Source organism: Phycisphaeraceae bacterium (genome assembly GCA_040222855.1).
GTDB lineage: Bacteria > Planctomycetota > Phycisphaerae > Phycisphaerales > Phycisphaeraceae > Mucisphaera.
The window spans coordinates 841,191-860,354 of record JAVKCD010000019.1 but is presented as its reverse complement, the minus strand read 5'-3'; the positions used below and the strand labels follow the sequence as shown (position 1 = coordinate 860,354).

Below are 19,164 nucleotides of genomic sequence, written 5' to 3'. Positions count from 1 at the left end.
TACCCGCCAGCCTGCGGGAGGCCGGACATTAGCCGGAGTTCTCCGACCGTTCAATCCGACCTAATATCAGTGCTATTTATGCTAACCCGTCTTTATGCCACATTTTGAGAACCCTTCTCAGCTCGCCAGCCCAACAGACCCGGCAAATAGCGGCTTTTCCCTATTCATCGGATAGCGACCCCCGAACACGACGCATTTTCGGACTCAAAAAAACAATCTCCAGTCAATGGCTTGTCACTGATACGATGAGGTGATGCATCGAGCCCTCTCCGCCACGTCGCTGATCCTGCCGCTGCTCCTCGCCGCGTGCGCCCAATCTCCAGAGCGAGGCGGGTCGCTCAGCGACCGCGACTTCGTCGTCGAACCCCGCCCTGTGCCCGAGATCGCCCCGGCTTCTGCCGCGGTAACCGCGCCTCAACCCAACCCGATCATTCCCGAAGCGGCAACCCCGCCCCTGGTTACCCTCGGCTCGGCCGACGAGGAATACCTCGAACGGGCTGCGGAACTGGGCAACCCGCCTGCCCCGGCGATCGACACCACCACCAGTTGGGTAATCGACGGTATGGTCGGTCAGGTCAATGGTCGGGCGATCTACGCCAGGACCGTGCTGGAACCCATCGAGCAGCAACTCGCCCAGATCGCGACCCGGCAGTCTGAGCGTGATTTCGAGGGGCTCGCCCGTTCGCTCGTGCTTGGCCGCATCCAGGAGATCGTGCAGAACCAGCTCATCCTCGCCGCCGCCGAACGCGACCTCGACGACCGCGGGCGTCAGATGCTCGACGCGATGCTCCGGTTTAAGCGTGAGGAGTTCATCCGTGAGTACGGCCGCGGCTCGCTGGCCATCGCAGAGCAACAACTCATGCTCCGCGAGGAAGTCACGCTGAATAAAAAGATCGAGGATTTCCGGCAGACCTGGCTGATCCGCAACTTCCAGATGAAGAACCTGCGCCCCCTGATCGAGGTACGCCGGCGGGACATCGAGCGCTATTACCGCGAAAACATTGATCGCTTTAACCCCCCTGTCGAGCAGTCGGTCCGGTTGATCCGGGTGAAGACCGCAGAAGACGCCGACCGCGTCGTCGCCTCACTGGAGGCCGGCTACAGCTTCGAGGAAGTCGCCGCGACGGCCATCAATCAGATGCTTGGCGGAGGGGTTTTTACTGGGCTCATGGGCGACACGCCGCTGCGGCAGGACGAACTGAACCATGCCATCGCCAGCCTCGAGCCCGGCGGCTGGACCGGCCCCATCGATCTGCCCGCTGGCAAGACCTTTATTCAACTCCTCACCCGCACCGAGCCGGACAGGCAATCTCTGACCGATGCGCAGAAGGAGATCCGCGAGATTCTTCTGACTCAGCAACTCCGCGAGCTGTCGGTCAAGTACCAGAGCAGACTCATCGCCGAAGCCAGCCACACGCCCATCGAAGCGATGACCCTGGCCGTGATGGAGATTGTGATGACCCGATACAACATCACCACCGCAACTACGGGCGGATGACGCGCCCGCCCTCGACCCTGCGTCGCTGGCTGTCCGGCTGGCTTCGGCCCGTGCGCATTGGCTCGGCTGGCCGCGCGGGTGAACGTGTCGCTGAGCAGCACCTTCGACGGCAGGGCTACCGCGTCCTTGGCCGCAACGTGCGTGTCGCGGGTGGGGAGCTTGATCTGGTGGTTGAGGCTCCGGACCGGCGGACGATCGTCATCATCGAGGTGAAATCCTCAGCTTCAACGACCGCTTCACGTTGGCGACCCGAGGCGAGGGTCGGTCACGACAAGCAGCAGCAACTCCGACGGCTGGCCCAGAGCCTGGTCAAACAACGCAGCCTGACGGATCGCCCGCTGCGGATCGACATCATCGCGGTGGAGCGCCCGCCTGTCGGCGAACCGGTGATCCGGCATCACGAGAACGCGGTGACGGCGGGGTAGGTGTGCGCATGGTGGATTGTGCGCGGGAGGGTTGGGTTGGGGGGTGTGAAGTGGGCTGGTGGGGTTTGAGGAGGGTTTGGGGGTGGGTGGTGTTGCGGTGAGAGGGTGTTGAACGTGCTTTTTTGGGGTGGTTTTGGGTCGTAATCTGCGTTCAAAGGGGGCTCAAACGACGTGAATGGGGTTGAAACGGGGGTGGTTTGTGCGCATGGGGCGCGTTTGGGCGCACGGAGGGGCGAAGTGGTGGCGCGGGCGTGGTGGGCAAGGGTGAAGCAGGGCCGGCACAGCCCGCGGTGGTCTGCGCGACCATCCCGCTCACGAACTTCCCCCTCGACCGCATCGACCTGTGGGCCGCGTTCGACGGCCGGTACTGGACGCTCTACCTGCCGTCCGAGCATTAGAGCCACGGAAGCCGGTGACCACCCACCCCCGGCTTCTTTTCCTACTGCCCCGGCCCTAACAAACCCTTCCAGCAACCCAACAAAAGCCCATGGCGGTACAAGACACAATAAGTCGGAAGTTTTCTTGCAGGCATGGTGATGGGGGGGGGTACACTGCACGTGAAGTCACTGCATTCAGTGGCATGCGGTCTTCATACCCAGCAGATCCCAGAGGAGGACGAGAGATGTTATCAGCCCTGTTCCGCCGGTCCTTGTGGCTTCCCGCCGCGGCCCTGCTGCTCCCGCTGGTCGTGGCCCCGGCCGCCAAGGCGGGCCCGATCACGATGGACTGGTCCACCGTCGGCAACGCCGGCAACGCGGCGGACCCGACGACCGGCTTCGGCGCGGTGTCTTATGAGTACCGCATCGGCACTTATGAGGTAACCAACGCCCAGTACGCCGCGTTCCTGAACAGCGCCGCTGCGAGCGACCCCAACGGGCTCTACAGCACCAACATAGTCTCGAACGATCGAGGCGGGATCACCCGCACCGGCTCGGACGGGTCGTACGCCTATTCGGTTCGCGAGAACATGGGCGACAAGCCGGTGAACTACGTGAGCTGGTACGACGCGGCCCGGATGAGTAACTGGATGACCAACGGTCAGCCTTCCGGGGGCGCTGGCACCGAGACCGGTGTCTACACCTTCACGGGTGTGACCTCCATCAGCGCCATCACCCGCGACCTCTCGAACCCCAGCCAGGTCTTCATCCCGACCGAGGACGAGTGGTACAAGGCGGCCTATCACCAGCCGCTCGCTCAGGGCGGCGACACCGACGACTACTGGCTGTACGCCACGCAGAGCAACGCTGTGCCGACGGTCGCGAGCGCGACGAGCATCGGTGACGTGGCCAACCCGGGGCAGGACGTGGTGAACTACCTGGCCGGCGCCGACTGGAACGGGCTGAACGGTAACGTGACCACCGTGGGCTCGGCGGGCAGCACGAGCTTCTACGGCGCGTTCGACATGAACGGCAACGTGTGGGAGTGGAACGAGACGCAGATCGGTTCTTCCCGCGGCCTCCGCGGCGGCTCGTTCAGCCTCTTCGAGGGCGTCCTGCGGTCGTCGGACCGGTTCAACAGCTTCCCGGCGTTCGAGGGCAGCAGCTTCGGGTTCCGTCTCGCAAGTCCCGTTCCGGAGCCGGCGTCCTTAGCGATCGTGGCGCTGGCCGCCCCCTTGCTGCTGCGGCGGGGCAGGGGTTGACCCTTTGCCCCAGCTTGAAGCTGCCTAATAGGTCACTCTGAACGTCGGAGAATCTTCTGGCCGTGACCGCTGCCGGTCGTAGAGCCGGGTGGTGCTGATGTTGGCGTGACCCAGCCAGGACTGGACGTAGGCGATATCGGCGGCGTGTTCGAGGGCGTTGGTGGCGCGGTAGGAATCGTCCTGCTCCAGGTAGACCATCCCGTGGGTGTTGAAGGCCGGGCTTGCGCCTTGGGCTCGTGGGGAGGGGTTCGAGGGTGGGTTGGTTGGGTTGGGCCACAGGCGGACGCCATGGGGCTCATATCGAGGGGGAGAGGAGTTGGTGGTTTGATTGTTTGTTGAAGAGGGCGGCACGAATGGGCCCCCACCTTTCCAGGTGGGGCTCGTGGGGGAGCAACGGGGAGCGTGAAAGGTTAGGTTTTGTGGGGGCTGAGGGCGTTGGCCATGACTTGGCGGAAGGTGGTGAGGGGGGCGGGTTGGGTGGTCCATTGTTCGAACTGGGCGGCGGCCTGGCGGATGAACATTTCGTCGCCGGTGATGGTGCGGCAGCCGGCGGCCTGGGCCTGTTGGAGGAGCTTTGTTTTGAGGGGGTTGTAGATCGTGTCGAACACGACCCGCGGTCGTGTCTGGTCCTCGAACAGTGACTGCGGCACTGGGGACGCGGCGACCTCCGGGTGCATGCCGACTGAGGTGGCGTTGATGATCGCCTCGCAGCACGTTGCGCAGAGCTTCTCGATCGACGCGGGCACGACCTTTGCCTTGGCCCCGAGCATGGTTGGTGTCCCGTTGAACGCCTCGGCGAGAGCCTCGGCGCGTTCCTTGGTTCGGTTGTAGATCACCACGGTCGCGCCGGCGTGTGCCAGGCCAGCGACCAGGGCTCGTGATACGCCGCCGGCGCCGAGGACGCCGACGCGCATGCCTGCGAGTCCTTCCCAGGTCGTCTCAAGCCCATCACATAACGCATCGAGTGCGGCTGCGTAGTCGGTGTTCGTCGCCAAGAGCGAGCCGTCTTCTCGAACTGTCAGTGTGTTTGCTGCGCCGATGCGTGCCGCTAGCGCCTCGATCTCACCGCCTCGCTCCTGAACAAAGCGCAGCAGGTTTTCCTTGTGCGGCAAGGTTACCGACGCCCCGCGAAAGTCCAGTGTTTCGTGATCGAGCCAAGCGCCGACGCTGGCTTTGAAGGGTTCGTAGCCGGGCGCGACGGGCATCGGTAGGTAGACGCCGTCGTAGCCGAAGTCGACTGTGCCTCCGTCACCCTTAAGCGATCCTCGCTCGGGGTCCACGGCATCGAAGCCGGCGTTGTGGATCGCCGGGCTTAGTGAGTGACCGACCGGCCAGCCGACGACGCCGAACACCTTGGTCGCCGGGCCGATCCGATCCCAGCGGTAGAGCCCCTTGATCTGTTCGAGCGTCGGCTGGCCCGGGGCTGTCTCGCTCTGGTCATCCAAGGCGGCGAAGGTCAGGTGGGCCCCGAACTTTTTGGCCAGCACGCGCGAAGCGAGACCGAACTCGCCCATGCACAGGGCGATCATCGGCTTGGCGCTCTCGCGTACCAGGTCGAAAGCCTCGAGGTTGTCGCGGATTGATCGGGCCCGCCAGGCGACCTTGGCCACGCGACACGCCTTGGTGTCGACCATCGCGGCGACCCGGCGCATCAGGTCGGCGGGCCGACCGTCGAAATCGTGCGATGACAGGATCAGGCCGGCGTCCACTGGGCGGAGCTGCTGCTCGTGCTCGACCACGAGGTGGACCTTCTGACGCAGGTTCGCTGAGCGCTCGTAGGCCAGCAGTTCGACATCGATGTAGGCGGGCGGGCGGACCACCAGGCCTGCGGCCTCGATCAGGCTGATTCGCTGCTGGTCGTCGCCGTCGTACTCACCGCCCTCCCATGTCGGTCGACAGGTCAGCAGACAGGGCAACGGCGAGCGATCCACGAGCGTCTTGACCAACTCGACGTCATCGGCGACCCGATCGACCCGGTACTCGACCACATCCGCGCCGTGCTCGCCAGCCAGAATCGCGGCGCGCAACGCTTCGTCCAGGCCTTCGACCATGATGGGAACGGCGAGCAGCGTCATCCCAACAAGCCTACCCGACCCGGACCCGGCGGTCTGGCCAGCAGATGCCAGTAGAATCCAATCCGTGACCGAAGAACACGCCCCCGATCATCTCGCCGAGGCCACCGATGAGCAGTTGCTTGCCGCTTACTGCACCGGCAGCGACGAGGCCTTCGAGCTGCTGATGACTCGTTATCAGAGGGAGCTGCTGTTCTTCATCCGGCGATTCGTCCACGAGAATGCCGCTGCGGAGGACGTTTTTCAGGAAACCTTTATCCAGCTGCACATCTCCGCCGACACGTTTGATACCTCACGGCGGTTTCGCCCCTGGCTGTTTACGATCGCGGCGAACAAGGCCCGAGATGCCCTGCGAAAATCAGGTCGGCAACGCTCGACCCCGGTCTCTGCCATGGGCAGCGCCGATTCCGACGCCCCGTCGCTGATTGACCTGCTCCAGGCCGATTTGCCCCAGCCTTCCGAGACCGCAGAGGCCGCCGAACTGGGAGAGCAGGTCCGGCAGCTTGTGTCGGAGCTGCCGGATCATCTGCGCGAAGTCCTCCTGCTCGCCTACTTCCACCAGTTTCCCTACAAGGAGATCGCCGAGATGCTGTCGGTCCCGTTGGGCACGGTTAAGAGCCGTCTCCACGCCGCCGTCGGCACTTTTGCTGAACTCTGGAAGTCCCGTATGAAAGACCGAACCGACGACGACCCCGCCGCGTAGGAACCCCATGAGCCAGGAGAAACCAACCCGAGACAACCACCTGCGGAGCCTCGATTCACTCGACGGCGCAGCCCTCGACGCCCTCCTCGATGCCCGCGCCGCTGGCCAGGATCAGGGCCCCATGCCTCCCGGTGGGCGAGATCGCTCGGAGCAGCTCCATAACCTCGTGGCTCTGCTTGCCGCTGACGACCCAGCGGCCGAACCTTTCCCTGATGAACTGCGTGAGCGCACTATGCGTGCCGTTCGCGATGTCCGACACCGGAGCCGTTTCAATCAGCAGATCGATGAGCTCTCTCGGCCCGCAGCTGGCTTCTCAATGGGCACCTCCTGGCGGCAGGTTCTTGTCGCTGGCCTCGTCCTTCTTGTCGGCGGGTCGCTGCTGCTGCCGATCCTCGAGGAGAATCGCGCCGCTGCGAATCGCCTTCTCTGCCGGGACAACCTTGCCGCTGCGGGACTGGCATTCAACGCCTACGCCATCGATCACGACGGACACCTCCCAGCCACACCGGTGGCGGCCGGTAGCAACTGGGGCAAGGCTGGCGTGGCTTCTGCTTCGAACTCCTCGAACCTCTTCCGCATGATCCGGGGCGGGTACCTCAAGCCTGTGCAGCTCGCCTGTCCTGAGAACGATCACTTTGAGATCGCTTCCCAGGCTGATGCTTCAGCTTCCAACTGGGCGAAGCCCGAGCTTGTTTCCTACAGCTACCAGAACCAGTTTGGCGAGCCGGTCACGCGGATCGACGCCTTCCCACAACTCGCCCTGCTCGCCGATCTCAACCCACTCTTCAAGCAAACGCCTCAGGGTCTCCGGTTCGACAGCACCGTTCCCGAGGACACCTCGGCGACCATGCATCGGACGCCCGGACAGAACGTCCTCCAGGCCGACGGGACTGCCTCGTGGTGGGGTTCACCCGTTCTTCAAACCGACGCTGTCGAAGACAACATCTGGACCGCGCAGGGCGTCACCTCCTACCTGGGCGTCGAAACACCTCAATCCGATCACGACAGCTTCCTTCTGCCCTGAGGCCAGCCAACTTCTTAGAGATTTCCCTTATTTGGGACAGTTACCCCTTGATCAAGGGGCGGTGTCCGATAACCTAGGTAAGTAGATCAGCACGACCCAAGGATGGGCATCACGAGTCGCCTCACAGATCGCAACTTTCGGAGTACGCCGACGCGACTCCGGTTCGGTAGGAAGGAGCAGGGGAACAGGCAGCAACTCGCTGCGTGGTCATCACAAGGAGGTTCTCATGCTGGCTCTACACGGATTTGAACAGACCGCCGCGACTTGGTTTGACGAGGCTTGGGAGCATTCCTGCCGACGCCTGACCCGGGCTGAGCGGCTCGAAGCCGATCACCTGCTCGAGAATGGCACGACCGTGCGGCGACTCATGCCGCTGCTGCTCGAACTCGTCGCCACTGAGCTTCACCATGATGTCCACTCTCTGCGCCCGGCCATCTACACCATCATCACTGAACAGGGGCTGGTCAGGGCCCCGCAGGGCGTCATCCCCATGGATCAGCGGGCCTGCATCGTGACGTGCTGCGTCGATACGCTTGTCGATGTCCTCCTGCGCGTCCGCACGCTCGCGATCGAGTCCGGACAATGGTCCGACAGGCCCTGCGCCACGCCCATGTGCGGATAGCTCCCCACGCGCGCCTTCTCCTCAGGCGAACCAGCCCCACCTCTTTTGCCCACGGGCGGCCAACAGCCGCTCGTGTCTGTTTGAATCGCCCCGCCGCGATTGATTTGATTATGTGAGCTTCGGCCCCAGCGACGCGGTCCCGCCACCACCCATCCGCTGGCGACCGGCTTGGATCAGGTCCTCATCAATCGCCTCGCAGAGCGTGTGGTACAGCATCAGATGCCCTTCCTGCACCCGCGCCGTCACCGCTGAGGGCACGACCAGTTCCACATCTGCCAGCCCCAGACACAGCCCCCCCCCCTTGCCGAGAAAGGCGATCGTCCCCAACCCCTGACGACGGCCCTCTTTTAGCGCATTGACAATGTTCGGGCTCTTGCCGCTACTCGAAAACACCACCAGTACATCCCCTTGACGGCCGAAGGCGCGGACCTGTCGAGCAAACAAGTCCTGCGGCGGATAGTCATTCACCATCGCCGTGACCACGTTGTGATCCGCCGAGAGGTCCATCGCCGGGAAGCCCTCCCGATCGTCGCAGTACCGATTCACGAACTCCGAGCTCAGGTGGGCGGCATCGCCCGCCGAGCCGCCGTTGCCGCAGCACAGCAGCTTGTGACCGCCGACGAGTGCATCGCGCACCATCTCGGTCGCCTGTTGCAGCGGTCGGGCCAACTCGGTCAACCGCGCATGCATCTCTGCAGAAGCCGCCAGGTTTGCCCGCAAGGTCTGATTTAGATCCTTCATGACCTCATCCTACTCGCGGGGCGGCTGGTGACGACGTCCGGCCCAGACGCCGATGGAGGGGAACGCCGTGACGACCCCCAGCGACCACCGGACCCACGGGAGGGGCCAGACCTCCGGGCGCGGGCGGCGGAGGGCTCGGACGATGGCTCGGGCGACCTGCTCGGGCGTCTGGTTTGGGCCATCGGGGAGGAGGCGGCGCTTGGGTCGGTAGCCGGACTGCTCGGCGGCCGTCGTGAAAAACTCGGTTTTGGTTCCGACCGGGTGCACCGTCGTCACCGAGAACCCCTCGTCCATCAACTCCCCTCGGAGCGCTCCGGCCAGACCGTCTTGCGCCGCTTTGGTCGCGCAGTACGCGCCCATCTCCGGTAGCCCGATCTCGCTGACACACGATGAGCAGATGATGATGTGACGGAGCCCGCCCTCTGCCTCCCGCAACGCCGCCATCGCAGCGCGCACGGTGTGCATCGTGCCGAAGTAGTTGGTCTCGAAGATGGCGCGGTGTTCATCTTCGGTCATGTCGAGGACCTTGCGGACGAGTCCGTAGCCGGCGTTGGCGTAGACCGCGTCGAGTCGGCCGAGTGCCTCAAGGGTCTGGTCGATGAACGCTTGAACTGAGTCAGGGTCCGTGACATCGCACTGAAACGCGACCGCTCGCCCGCCTGCCACCTCGATCTGTTGCTTGACCTCTTCGAGCTTCTCGACTCGCCGGGCGCCGAGCGACACGACCATCCCTGCTCGTGCTGCTTCCAGAGCCGTTGCGGCCCCGATGCCCGAACTCGCCCCGGTAATCGCCAGCACTTTGCCTGTGAGGTCTCGCTTCATGCCCTCAGTCTAAGGTTTCATCGGCTCTATACTCACGGCCATGAGCTCCCCACCTCCCCACCCCACCTCACCGCACGCCGACCTTATTGATCGCATCCGCGCCACCGCTCTGCTCGAAGGCGATTTCACGCTCCGCTCGGGCAAGAAGAGCCGGTACTACCTGGATAAGTACCTGTTCGAGACCGATCCGGAGATCTTGAGCGAGGTCGCGGGGCTGCTGGCCGAGCGTGTCGGGAAGTACGACAACGTCACACGGCTTGCGGGTGCGGAGCTGGGGGGGATCCCGCTGGTGGTGGCGACGTCGCTGAAGTTGGGGCTGCCGTCGGTGCTGATCCGGAATCAGAAGAAGGGGTACGGGACGGCGAAGCAGTTCGAGGGTCGGCTGGAGGCGGGGGACCGGATCGTGCTGCTGGAGGACGTGGCGACGACGGGCGGTCAGGCGCTGGAGGCGGCGAAGCTGCTGCGGGACGCGTGCGGCTGCGAGGTGCTCGCGGTCATCGCCGTGCTGGATCGCGAGGAGGGTGCGCGCGAGAACATGACCGAAGCGGGTTTCGGGTTTGAGGCGTTGTTTCAGCGTGGGGATATGCGGATGGATTGAGCCCGGTTTGGCGGGCTCATGAGTTTACGCGTCACAACCACGTGACCAAAAAGCGCGATCGGGACCAGCACCGAAGGCAGCCAGACGTAAGGCAGGAACAGGACCCAGGTGTTGACGTGCTCGGGGTTCTCGCCAAAGAGCTTGATCATTGGCGAGGAACTGACTGCGACGAAGACGATCACCCCAAGGCAGGTCATGCCGAAAAGGTTCCAGATCCAGATCATCCAGGTGGGAATATGGACGCCGAGTCCGATGAACATGGCGAGGGCGGCCGCAGTGATACCCGTGATGATGTCGAGGTTGTAGCCTCGAAACGAAAGTTCGACCGGCATCACGGCGTCAGTTGCGGCCTGATCCATCAGCAGTTCGAGAGGGAAGCGGAAGCTCTGGACGCCTAGCAGGATGGCTATTCCCCGGTGCGTAAACCGCTTGCCAAGGGGCGACAGTCCGATCGCGACCGCGATCACAAGCACCAGCCCGAGTATGACGATGATGGGGGGCGGCGTCGTGTCGAATCGCTGGAGCACGCCGGTCCACGCGAGCAGTCCGGTACTCAGAAACCAGAGCAGCCCGAGGATAAGCCCTGCAATCCATCGATGGCGATCGCGCCCGGCCCAGAGTCCTGTCAAAAGCAGGAACATCAAGGCCGCCAGCGTGGGGATGCCCAGCGCGGGCCACACACTCCATATAGGCTCAGGGATCACTCCGACACCCTAGCCGATCGCCCGTGTGCCGCTGGTGAGGGATTCGGCTTCGGCGTCGCCTAGGACGATGACGGGGTCGGTTTCGCCTTCGATGATGACGCGGCCGGATTCTTCGACGACGCAGACGGGGATCTTGCCGGCTTTCCAGTCGGCGAGGGGGAGCAGGGGCCAGCGCTGGGCGCCGTAGCGGTCGGGGTCGATGGCGATGTAGGGGCCTGAGGCGGCGAGTCGGTCGATCACGAGTCGGGGGCCGGCGAGGAAGATGCCGAAGGCACAGACGCCGCGGGGGTTGTAGACGAGGTTGTTGTGGACGTAGGCGTCGGCGAAGCCCAGCGACTGGGCGTGGGTGTTGCTCATCACCTGGAGGTCCCAGTAGAGCTGGGCGAGGGTGGTCCCGCCGACTTTGAGGTAGCGGGCGAGGGTATCGCGCCAGAGGTTCTGGGAGACCCAGATGTTTTCCGGCTCGGCGGAGGTGTGGCCGCAGCCGTAGCGGCCGCGACACTCGCGGGCGGCGGCGTAGAGATCGCGCTTGAGGCGGGTCTTGTCGAGCGGGAGAGGGTGGCCGACCATCAGGGGCAGCAGGGCGCCGTTGCCGGTGTGGATTGAGTAGGCGTCCCAGCCTTCGAGTTTCTCCTGGGCGAGTGGGACCTGGGAGCCGGGCGGGTAGACGCCGAGGCCGGATTTATCGACGCAGACGGCGTAGTGGTCGCCGAGCCATGCGGCGGCTTCGACTTTCTCGGCGTCGGCTTCGGCGACTGAGCTGCAGCGCACGCCGAGGTCGGTCGGTTCGTCGATGGAGAGCAGGGCGCCGACGGCGCGGAGGGCGGTGATGCGTTTGACGGCGAGGTAGGTTTGTCCGCGGGCGAACTGGACGACGGGTAGGCCGTCATCGAGGGTGTTGGCCAGGCCCTTGCTGGGGAAGCCGGTGTCGCCGCGGTCGGACCATAGGAGGTAGGTGGCGAGGCCTTCGATAACGCTAGTCATGGAAGCGGCGACGGTGCGGTCGCCGGTCCAGCGGGTGTAGGCGTCGAGGAGGAGGAGGAAGTCGGTGGCGTGCTCGACCTTCATGGGATACGGGTAGGCGGCACCGGAGGGTCGGTCGCCTGAGCCGAGGTCGCGGCGGAGCCAGCATCCGCCTGAGTCTTCGTGATCGACGGGCAGTCCGGCCCAGGTGCGTAGCTGGAGGGCGAGGAGTTCGGGCCAGAGGGCGAGGTAGAAGAGGGCGGAGTTGTATTCGGCGTCAATGGGGGAGTGGTAGAGGCGAGCGCCTTCGAGAACGCTGAACCACGGCCAGTTACCGGAGCCGTCGGTGGGTTCGACCTGCATCCAGTAGGAGTTGGAGAGCATGGACTGGAAGCTCTGGTTGATGAGGTGTCGCTGGGCGGGGTCGATGGGGGCTTGTTCGACGAGTTTTTCGAGTCGGCGGGACTTGGCGAGGCGGTCATCGCGGCGCTCGATGGCTTCGGCCATGACCTCGTCGAGAGAGGACCACATGGCGGCGTAGCGGAAGCGGGCGGGGCCGTCGCCTTGGGGGTGTTTGACCTGGAGGGTGGGTTCGGCGGTGTGCGCACCCCAGACAAGTCGCCATTTGATCCCGCTGCTGTCATCGGTGACGGGGAGGGTGCAGGCTAACCCGTCGCCTTGTTCGAGCATTTCGCAGTTGGGGTTGAGGGAGAGGATGCGTTCGTGGACCTCGACGGTTTCGCTGCGGTGGGGGTCCTGGCCGGTGACGGGCTGTGGAGTGGGCGAGGCGCGGTAGAGCATGTCGATGCGGCCGGGCTGTTTGCCCTGGCCGGGGTCGGCGCATAACTGTGTGTCGTGTCTACGGATGCGGATGAAGAGCTTGACTTTTTCGGGGGTGGGTCCGTGGGGTTGTTCCCAGCGGAAGCTCGTGATGGGGTTGATGCGCATCTCGAGGTAGAAGACGGGCATCAGGCAGAGGCGTTCGTCCTGGGGGTAGAAGACCGAGTGGATGTTGAACTCGAAGCGGAGTCGGTAGCGTTCGCTGAAGCCTCTGAAGGTTAAGGAGTTAAGGCGTTCGAACTGTTCAGGGTTGGCGAGGAGTTGGCCGTCGGCGGAGAGGGGGAGGACGCGGCGGGTGCCGTCGGGTTCTTCCATGCCGACCATGAGGTCGAGGGGTTGATCGCAAAAGCGGCCGAGCGCCGAGTGCATGACACGGCGGCGGTGGGGCTCGAACAGCAGGCCGAAGCGGCTGCCGAGCCTGGCCAGGGTCCAACTCATCAACTGCATCGGAACTCCTCAGGTGGCATAGGCTTATCGGCATTCTGAGGGATGCGGCTGGATGGGACAAGGGCGGGGAGTGGGTTGGCGGGAGGTTTTTGTGAGTCGGGAGCAGGAGGGCGGGATCGCGGGGGATGCTCTGGGTGGGTCAGTTTTCGGCCATGGGCATGGTCTGGCGGAGCCTTGAAACGACCGCGATGAGGGCTTTTGCGGCGGTTTGGAGGTCGTGCTCGTCAATCAAACGTGACAAAGAGAGGCGGATGGTGCCGTGTGCGCGCGCGCGGTCCATGCCCATGGCGAGGAGGACGGGTGAGGGTTCGAGGGAGCCGGAAGAGCAGGCGGCGCCGGCGGAGGCGCAGACGCCGCGCTCGGAGAGGCCGAGGAGGATGGCTTCGGCTTCGACGCCTGGGAAGGCGATGGAGGTGGTGTTCCAGAGTCGGTCGCGGTCTTGGGCGTTGATAAGGGAGCCGGGGATCTGGTCGAGGAGTAGTTGTTCGAAGTTATCGCGGAGTTGGCGGAGGTGTTGGATGCGTTCGGTGTCGTTGAGGAAGGTGATGGCGAGTTCGGCGGCGGCGGCGAGTCCGAGGATGGCGGGTGTGTTTTCGGTTCCGCCTCGGCGGTCGAGTTCCTGGGGTCCGCCGCGTTGCTGGGGGGTGAGTCGGACGCCGCGGCGGAGGTAGAGGACGCCGGCGCCTTTGGGGCCGTGGAACTTGTGGGCGGCGAAGGTCATGAGGTCGACGGGTGCGAGGGTGGTGTCGACGGGGAGTTTGCCGACGGCCTGGGTGGCGTCGGTGTGGAGGGTGATGGTGGTGCGACGGCCTTCTTTGCGGAGGGTGGCGCGGGCTTCGGCGACGACGGCGGCGATGTCGATGATGGGTTGGATGACGCCTGTTTCGTTGTTGGCCCAGTGGATGGAGACGAGGGCGGTGGCGGGGTCATCGGCGGCGCAGAGTTCGGCGAGGGTGTTGGCGAGGTCGGCGGGGTTGACGACGCCATCGGGGTCGATGGGGAGGTTGATGACGTTGACGCCTTCGTCGGCGAGTTGTTGGGCGGGTTCGCGGACGGCGGCGTGTTCGACGGCGGTGGTGATGAGGATGGCGCGGCGGTTTTGTTTGAGGGCGGGTCGGAGGGTTCCGTGGAGGGCGAGGTTGTTGGACTCGGTTCCGCCCGAGGTGAAGAGGAGTTCGCGTGGGGTGGCGGCGATGAGTCGGGCGACGGTGGCGCGGGCGAGTTCGATTTTCTGTCGGACGGACTGTCCGAAGCGGTGGACGGAGGAGGGGTTGGCCCAGAGTTCGCGGTGGGCGCGGTCGATGGCGTCGATGACCTCGGGGGCGGGTGGTGTGGTGGCGTTGTTGTCGAGGTAGGTGGTGGGCATCTGGGGGGATGGTACGCGAGTCAAGCAGGCGTCACTTCATGTGCTCTAATATCAATCTGCCATCCGGAGGTTTTTGCCGAATGTCCATTCACAATGACTCTTTACGAGTTGGCGTACTTTTCTGCTTAGCCATCTGCTGCTCAGTTGTTGAGGCTGATGATGTGCCAACAAAAACTTCTGGCTCACCCTCGTACAGATGGGATATCAAATCACTGGAGACTTATCGGGGCGAAGAAGAAGTTGACGCTGCCTACTGGCTTGGCTTCAAGTACGAGCATGGCCACGAGGTCATTCCGAATGAGGCCGAGGCGTTGAGTTGGTATCAGGTAGCGGCTGAGGGTGGCCACCTGCCGGCGATGATTGAGCTGGTGGATGCCTATACGTCCATGCTCTATCGTGATGATCCAGAGGCGTACGCGCAAGGGATTCAGTGGCTAGAGGCTGCGGCTGATGCCGATTCTGTTGTAGCGATGAGGCGGCTAGCCGAGATTTACGCTTGGGGCAGTACGTTCTCACAGGACCTCGTTGATCTCACCAGAGCAAAACGCCTATTGGGGCAGGCGCGAGAGTTGGGCGGTGTGCAGTCCGTCAGAATGCTGGCGAATCTCACCAATCAATCGGCAGAAGATCATCAGGATGAAGCGGCCGCCCTCGCGTTGTACGAAGAAGCTGCCGAACTCGGCGACGCAGCCTCGATGTTGATTCTTGCTCGGCATTACGGCTATGCAGACAAAGACAACAAGGCCAGGATCGACGGGCCTGTAGCCCTTGCGTGGCTCGAACGAGCAGCAGACTTAGGTCATGACGGGGCAATGAGTCTGCTAGCTGAATGGTATTTGCGCGGGCATCACGTAGACGTGAATATCGACAAGGCCTTGTTCTGGCTCGATCGATTAATCGAATCTAGCGACAGTCGCATCATCCGAAGAGCTGCAATGTATCGCCATGGTGTCGTTAGCCATGATCTTGGTGGTGAACGTGACGAGCAAGCGATCCGGTATTTGCGTCATGCGGCCAAGGAGGGTCATGCCGGAGCAATGGAGCTGCTGGGCAGGATCTACGACTTTGGGGAAGGCGTCGATGAGGACGATGCGCTAGCCTACTTCTGATATCGAGTCGCCATCGAGTTCTCAGGAATGCATGGCGAGCACAATCGTTACGAACGAGAATCCTCGATCAGAGAGGCTCTCACCGATCAGGAGCTTGAGAATCTTGAACGGGATGTAGACGCGTTCATCGAGAAGCTGAGAGCCCAAGGCATCATCTACACGATGTCTTAGGGTTCATGGCTTGGCGATCCGCCGTTTCAGCTTCGTCAACCTCTTAGAACTTAAGCAACGGCATGTCTGCAGAGACCTATGGCCTGCTGCGGTATGATCCTGCCCCTCCCCGGTCCTGTCGATCGGGGTCTTCAGACTGGAGCAGGTGATGACTGAGGCGTTTGTTTATCGGGATGGGACGTTGTTTGCGGAGGGGGTGTCGGTGGAGGAGCTGGTGGGGGGCGTTGGGGGGGTGGGGACGGCGGCTTATGTGTATTCGTCGGCGGCGCTGCTGGGGCGGTATCGGGAGTTGTGCGCGGCGTTTGCGGAGCTGACGCCGATCGTGTGTTACTCGATCAAGAGCTGCAGCAATGTGCATCTGATCCGGTTGCTGGCGGGGGCGGGGTGCGGGATGGATGTGGTGTCGGGGGGGGAGTTGTACCGGGCGCGGCTGGGGGGAGCGGACATGGGCAAGGTGGTGTTCGCGGGGGTGGGCAAGACGGACCACGAGATCGCGGACGCGATCGAGGCGGGGATCGGGTGGTTCAATATTGAGTCGGAGGCGGAGTTCGAGAACATCTCGCGGATCGCGAAGCGGATGGGCAAGACGGCGAAGGGGGCGCTGCGCATTAATCCGGATGTGGACCCGAAGACGCCTCATGCGAAGACGACGACGGGGAAGAAGGAGTCGAAGTTCGGGGTGGATATCGAGCGGGCGAAGCGGTTTTTCGCGCGGTATGGGAAGGATGAGCATCTGCGGCTGACGGCGGTGCATCTGCACATCGGGTCGCCTGTGTACGTGACGGAGCCTTACGGTCAGGCTGTGGCGAAGGCGATGGAGCTGATTGTGGAGCTGCGGGCGGAGGGGTTCACGATCGATGCAATTGATATTGGGGGCGGCTTCGGGGCGGACTATGAGACGGGTCAGACGCCGGCGTTTAAGGATTATGCGGAGGTGATCGTGCCGTTGCTGCGTGCGTTCAAGGCGGGGGGCGGGACGGTGATTGTGGAGCCGGGGCGGTCGATCGCGGCGAATGCGGGGTTGCTGGTGTCGCGGGTGCAGTATCTCAAGCAGGGCGGGAGCCGGAAGTTCGTGATTCTGGATACGGGGATGCATCATCTGATCCGGCCGACGTTGTATGACGCGTTTCACTTCATCTGGCCGGTTCGGGTGGGACCGGATCATGTTCCGGTGGAGCGGAAGCGGGAGATGGCGATGCCGTCGCTGGAGCCTTGCGATGTGGTGGGGCCGATCTGCGAGACGGGGGACTATCTGGCGCTGGGTTGGCCGATGCCGGCGGTGGCGCGGGGTGATCTGGTGGCGGTGTTTTCGGCGGGGGCGTATGGGATGTGCATGGCGAGTCATTACAACTCGCTGCCGAGGCCGGTGGAGGTGCTGGTCGAGGGTGAGACGTGGCGGGTGATCCGGGAGCGGGAGGTGTATGAGGATTTGGTGCGGCATGAGGTCTCCCCCCGCTCCCCCGCTTTGACCTAGGGGATCGCGGGGCTTTCCACAGATGGGGCTGTGTCGGTCGCCCAGGTTGCCCCGGCTGCCTCGGTCATCAGGCTTGGGCGTCGTGTGGGGCATGTCAAGGAGTTGGTGTTGACCGCTCTATGCTTTGCGCGGGTTTGACCTTATGATGAATAGGTCCTGTGTTCCGAGAGGGATAGGCCGATCATGCCGATGCTTGAGATCAAGACTGAGGACGGGACGGTTCGGCGTTTCGAGTTTGGCTCGGAGAAGGTGACGATTGGTCGTCATGCGGACAACCGGATCAAGTTGAGTGACCATCGTCTGAGTCGGTTTCATTGCGAGATCAGCCGGGTTCCGGACGGGTATCGGTTGAAGGACCTGGGATCGAGGAACGGGACGATGGTGGGTGACCGACGTGTGTCGGAGGAGTTGCTGCATTCGGGGTCGATCTTTCGAGCGGGTCACACGGTGTTTCGGGTGCTGGATGGGGTGGCGGCGAAGGGCGGGAGTAAGCCGCGGGGTCGGACTTCGTTCCCGGGTGGATTGGGTCGTCGAGGGCCGAGTCAGGAGGCGATGGCGGTTGCTGACGAGATGATGATGGGCACGGCTGCGCCAGCGGTGGCCGAGGCGCCTTCGGAGGTTGAGCGGGGCGAGCGGACGCTGGGATCGCTGAAGGCGTTGACGAAGATTGGCAAGCCGCTGACGTTTGATGAGAACAGGATTTCGCTGGTGAATGCGCGGGGCCAGACGGTTCACGCGGCGGATTTTGAGTCGGAGTATGACAGCGCGGGGACGGCGTTGCATCTGCTGCGGATGTCGATTTACGGGTGTGCGCGCACGGGGGCGTCGGACATTCACATCGAGCCGAAGTCGGGGTCGGCGCTGCTGCGGTTGCGAATTGACGGCACGATGGTGAACGTCACGCACCTGGATGAGCGGGCGACTTCGCAGATGCTGGCGTTGGTGAAGGTGTTGTGTGATCTGGATATTTCCAAGCGTGATGTGATTCAGGAGGGGCATCTGGCGGCGGAGCTGCCGGACCGGCGGATTGATTTCCGGATCAGCCTGACGCCTTCGCGGTTTGGTCAGAAGCTGGTGGCCCGGGTGCTGGACCCGCATCGCTGTCCGAGCGGCTTGGGTGATGTGATGATGCCCGAGCAAGAGCAGCAGGCGATCCGGCGGGCGATTGCTCGTGAGAGCGGGATGCTGATGATCTGTGGGCCGACGGGGTCGGGGAAGACGACGACGTTGTATGCGGCGCTTCGGGAGTTGAACGCGACGCAGCGGAACATTGTGACGATCGAGGACCCGGTGGAGTATGAGTTGACGGGGGTGACGCAGATCCCGGTGAAGCCGGAGCGAGATCACACGTTTGCGAATCTGCTGAGGTCGACGCTTCGGCAGGACCCGGACGTGGTGGTGGTGGGTGAGATCCGGGATGCGGACACGGCGAAGACGGCGATGCAGGCGGCGAACACGGGGCATCTGGTGATGTCGACGGTTCACGCACAGGGGTCGATCAGCACCGTGATCCGGCTGCTTGATCTTGGGGTGGAGCCTTACATGGTGGCGTCGTCGTTGACGCTGGTGCTGGCGCAGCGGCTGGTTCGGGTGTTGTGCCCGCGGTGTCGTCGAGAGGTTCCGATGCGGGATGAGGACCTGGCGCGGCTGGGTCAGGTGGCGGCGAACGCGAAGGTTCGGTGGGAGGCGGTGGGTTGCAAGGCGTGTTTCAGTTCGGGTTACAACGGTCGTCGAGCGATTTTTGAGTTGATGCCGTTGACGGATTCGGTGCGAGATGCGGTTTTGGGTCAGGTGAGCATGTCGGGTTTGAAGGAGGCGGCGCTGGCGGGCGGGTTGCGGCCGATGGTGCAGCACGGCGCGGAGCTGGTGGTGTCGGGGATCACGTCGCTGGAGGAAGTGGATCGGGTGTCGGGGGAGGGTTGAGCTTGTGTCGGGGTGGTGGTTTG

At 63.6% G+C, this 19,164-nt stretch carries 18 protein-coding genes; 11 read left to right on the top strand and 7 right to left on the bottom strand.

The window, feature by feature from the left end; genetic code table 11:
* The first annotated feature begins 253 nt into the window (after positions 1-253).
* The 4 genes from RIG82_08830 to RIG82_08815 all read left to right on the top strand — a co-directional run bounded on the left by RIG82_08830 (position 254) and on the right by RIG82_08815 (position 3,562).
* Positions 254-1,498 (top strand): peptidylprolyl isomerase, encoded by a 1,245-nt coding sequence (locus tag RIG82_08830; protein MEQ9461042.1) that lies wholly within the window; start codon positions 254-256, stop codon positions 1,496-1,498.
* On the top strand, positions 1,495-1,923 hold the full coding sequence (locus RIG82_08825) for a YraN family protein (protein MEQ9461041.1): 429 nt from the start codon (positions 1,495-1,497) through the stop codon (positions 1,921-1,923). Before RIG82_08830 ends, RIG82_08825 begins: the two co-directional genes overlap by 4 nt.
* Before the next feature lie 254 nt (positions 1,924-2,177).
* Positions 2,178-2,321, top strand: coding sequence for a hypothetical protein (locus RIG82_08820; GenBank protein ID MEQ9461040.1), 144 nt, complete (start codon positions 2,178-2,180; stop codon positions 2,319-2,321).
* A 224-nt stretch (positions 2,322-2,545) separates the two neighbouring features.
* A complete protein-coding gene (locus RIG82_08815; protein ID MEQ9461039.1) occupies positions 2,546-3,562 on the top strand; it encodes an SUMF1/EgtB/PvdO family nonheme iron enzyme in 1,017 nt (338 codons plus the stop codon).
* 24 nt (positions 3,563-3,586) lie between these two features.
* On the opposite strand, the gene RIG82_08810 is transcribed toward RIG82_08815, so the two are convergent.
* Positions 3,587-3,760 (bottom strand): hypothetical protein, encoded by a 174-nt coding sequence (locus tag RIG82_08810; protein MEQ9461038.1) that lies wholly within the window; start codon positions 3,758-3,760, stop codon positions 3,587-3,589.
* 212 nt (positions 3,761-3,972) lie between these two features.
* Positions 3,973-5,637 carry a type I 3-dehydroquinate dehydratase gene (locus RIG82_08805; GenBank protein MEQ9461037.1) on the bottom strand — a complete coding sequence of 555 codons (1,665 nt, stop codon included), beginning with the start codon at positions 5,635-5,637 and terminating at the stop codon, positions 3,973-3,975.
* Positions 5,638-5,701: 64 nt separating this feature from the next.
* Between RIG82_08805 and RIG82_08800 the strand changes: the two genes are divergently transcribed.
* The 3 genes from RIG82_08800 (at position 5,702) to RIG82_08790 (ending at position 7,983) form a co-directional block, all read left to right on the top strand.
* Positions 5,702-6,337, top strand: coding sequence for an RNA polymerase sigma factor (locus tag RIG82_08800; GenBank protein ID MEQ9461036.1), 636 nt, complete (start codon positions 5,702-5,704; stop codon positions 6,335-6,337).
* 7 nt (positions 6,338-6,344) lie between these two features.
* Entirely contained in the window at positions 6,345-7,361 is a 1,017-nt protein-coding gene (locus RIG82_08795) for a hypothetical protein (protein MEQ9461035.1), read from the top strand.
* Positions 7,362-7,587: 226 nt separating this feature from the next.
* Positions 7,588-7,983: a hypothetical protein gene (locus tag RIG82_08790; protein MEQ9461034.1), complete on the top strand. Its 396-nt coding sequence runs from the start codon at positions 7,588-7,590 to the stop codon at positions 7,981-7,983.
* Positions 7,984-8,091: 108 nt separating this feature from the next.
* Here RIG82_08790 and RIG82_08785 read toward each other — a convergent pair whose 3' ends face one another.
* Together RIG82_08785 and RIG82_08780 are read right to left on the bottom strand one after the other, a co-directional pair.
* Entirely contained in the window at positions 8,092-8,724 is a 633-nt protein-coding gene (locus RIG82_08785; protein MEQ9461033.1) for an SIS domain-containing protein, read from the bottom strand.
* A gap of 9 nt (positions 8,725-8,733) precedes the next feature.
* Positions 8,734-9,546, bottom strand: coding sequence for an SDR family oxidoreductase (locus RIG82_08780; protein MEQ9461032.1), 813 nt, complete (start codon positions 9,544-9,546; stop codon positions 8,734-8,736).
* A 40-nt stretch (positions 9,547-9,586) separates the two neighbouring features.
* On the opposite strand from RIG82_08780, the gene pyrE reads away from it, so the two are divergent.
* Positions 9,587-10,144: an orotate phosphoribosyltransferase gene (gene pyrE, locus RIG82_08775; protein MEQ9461031.1), complete on the top strand. Its 558-nt coding sequence runs from the start codon at positions 9,587-9,589 to the stop codon at positions 10,142-10,144.
* On the opposite strand, the gene RIG82_08770 is transcribed toward pyrE, so the two are convergent.
* The 3 genes from RIG82_08770 to RIG82_08760 form a co-directional block, all read right to left on the bottom strand.
* Positions 10,117-10,824, bottom strand: a complete 708-nt coding sequence (locus RIG82_08770; GenBank protein ID MEQ9461030.1) for a hypothetical protein — start codon at positions 10,822-10,824, stop codon at positions 10,117-10,119. The genes pyrE and RIG82_08770 overlap by 28 nt on opposite strands.
* Positions 10,825-10,857: 33 nt before the next feature.
* Positions 10,858-13,098, bottom strand: coding sequence for a hypothetical protein (locus RIG82_08765; GenBank protein MEQ9461029.1), 2,241 nt, complete (start codon positions 13,096-13,098; stop codon positions 10,858-10,860).
* A gap of 139 nt (positions 13,099-13,237) precedes the next feature.
* Positions 13,238-14,464, bottom strand: a complete 1,227-nt coding sequence (locus tag RIG82_08760; protein MEQ9461028.1) for a cysteine desulfurase family protein — start codon at positions 14,462-14,464, stop codon at positions 13,238-13,240.
* Between the two features lie 80 nt (positions 14,465-14,544).
* Here RIG82_08760 and RIG82_08755 point away from each other — a divergent pair, with 80 nt between their 5' ends.
* The 3 genes from RIG82_08755 (at position 14,545) to RIG82_08745 (ending at position 19,141) form a co-directional block, all read left to right on the top strand.
* On the top strand, positions 14,545-15,573 hold the full coding sequence (locus RIG82_08755) for an SEL1-like repeat protein (GenBank protein ID MEQ9461027.1): 1,029 nt from the start codon (positions 14,545-14,547) through the stop codon (positions 15,571-15,573).
* 319 nt (positions 15,574-15,892) lie between these two features.
* Positions 15,893-17,218: a diaminopimelate decarboxylase gene (gene lysA, locus RIG82_08750; protein MEQ9461026.1), complete on the top strand. Its 1,326-nt coding sequence runs from the start codon at positions 15,893-15,895 to the stop codon at positions 17,216-17,218.
* A 183-nt stretch (positions 17,219-17,401) separates the two neighbouring features.
* Positions 17,402-19,141, top strand: coding sequence for an ATPase, T2SS/T4P/T4SS family (locus RIG82_08745; GenBank protein MEQ9461025.1), 1,740 nt, complete (start codon positions 17,402-17,404; stop codon positions 19,139-19,141).
* Positions 19,142-19,164 lie beyond the last annotated feature (23 nt).

Coding starts and splice junctions, on each gene's coding strand:
- RIG82_08790 (MEQ9461034.1), top strand. CDS start 7,588: ATGCTGGCTCTACACGGATTTGAACAGACCGCCGCGACTTGGTTTGAC.
- RIG82_08825 (MEQ9461041.1), top strand. CDS start 1,495: ATGACGCGCCCGCCCTCGACCCTGCGTCGCTGGCTGTCCGGCTGGCTT.
- RIG82_08780 (MEQ9461032.1), bottom strand. CDS start 9,546: ATGAAGCGAGACCTCACAGGCAAAGTGCTGGCGATTACCGGGGCGAGT.
- RIG82_08760 (MEQ9461028.1), bottom strand. CDS start 14,464: ATGCCCACCACCTACCTCGACAACAACGCCACCACACCACCCGCCCCC.
- lysA (MEQ9461026.1), top strand. CDS start 15,893: ATGACTGAGGCGTTTGTTTATCGGGATGGGACGTTGTTTGCGGAGGGG.
- RIG82_08785 (MEQ9461033.1), bottom strand. CDS start 8,724: ATGAAGGATCTAAATCAGACCTTGCGGGCAAACCTGGCGGCTTCTGCA.
- RIG82_08795 (MEQ9461035.1), top strand. CDS start 6,345: ATGAGCCAGGAGAAACCAACCCGAGACAACCACCTGCGGAGCCTCGAT.
- RIG82_08815 (MEQ9461039.1), top strand. CDS start 2,546: ATGTTATCAGCCCTGTTCCGCCGGTCCTTGTGGCTTCCCGCCGCGGCC.
- RIG82_08765 (MEQ9461029.1), bottom strand. CDS start 13,098: ATGCAGTTGATGAGTTGGACCCTGGCCAGGCTCGGCAGCCGCTTCGGC.
- RIG82_08755 (MEQ9461027.1), top strand. CDS start 14,545: ATGTCCATTCACAATGACTCTTTACGAGTTGGCGTACTTTTCTGCTTA.
- RIG82_08810 (MEQ9461038.1), bottom strand. CDS start 3,760: ATGGTCTACCTGGAGCAGGACGATTCCTACCGCGCCACCAACGCCCTC.
- RIG82_08745 (MEQ9461025.1), top strand. CDS start 17,402: ATGCCGATGCTTGAGATCAAGACTGAGGACGGGACGGTTCGGCGTTTC.
- RIG82_08830 (MEQ9461042.1), top strand. CDS start 254: ATGCATCGAGCCCTCTCCGCCACGTCGCTGATCCTGCCGCTGCTCCTC.
- pyrE (MEQ9461031.1), top strand. CDS start 9,587: ATGAGCTCCCCACCTCCCCACCCCACCTCACCGCACGCCGACCTTATT.
- RIG82_08805 (MEQ9461037.1), bottom strand. CDS start 5,637: ATGACGCTGCTCGCCGTTCCCATCATGGTCGAAGGCCTGGACGAAGCG.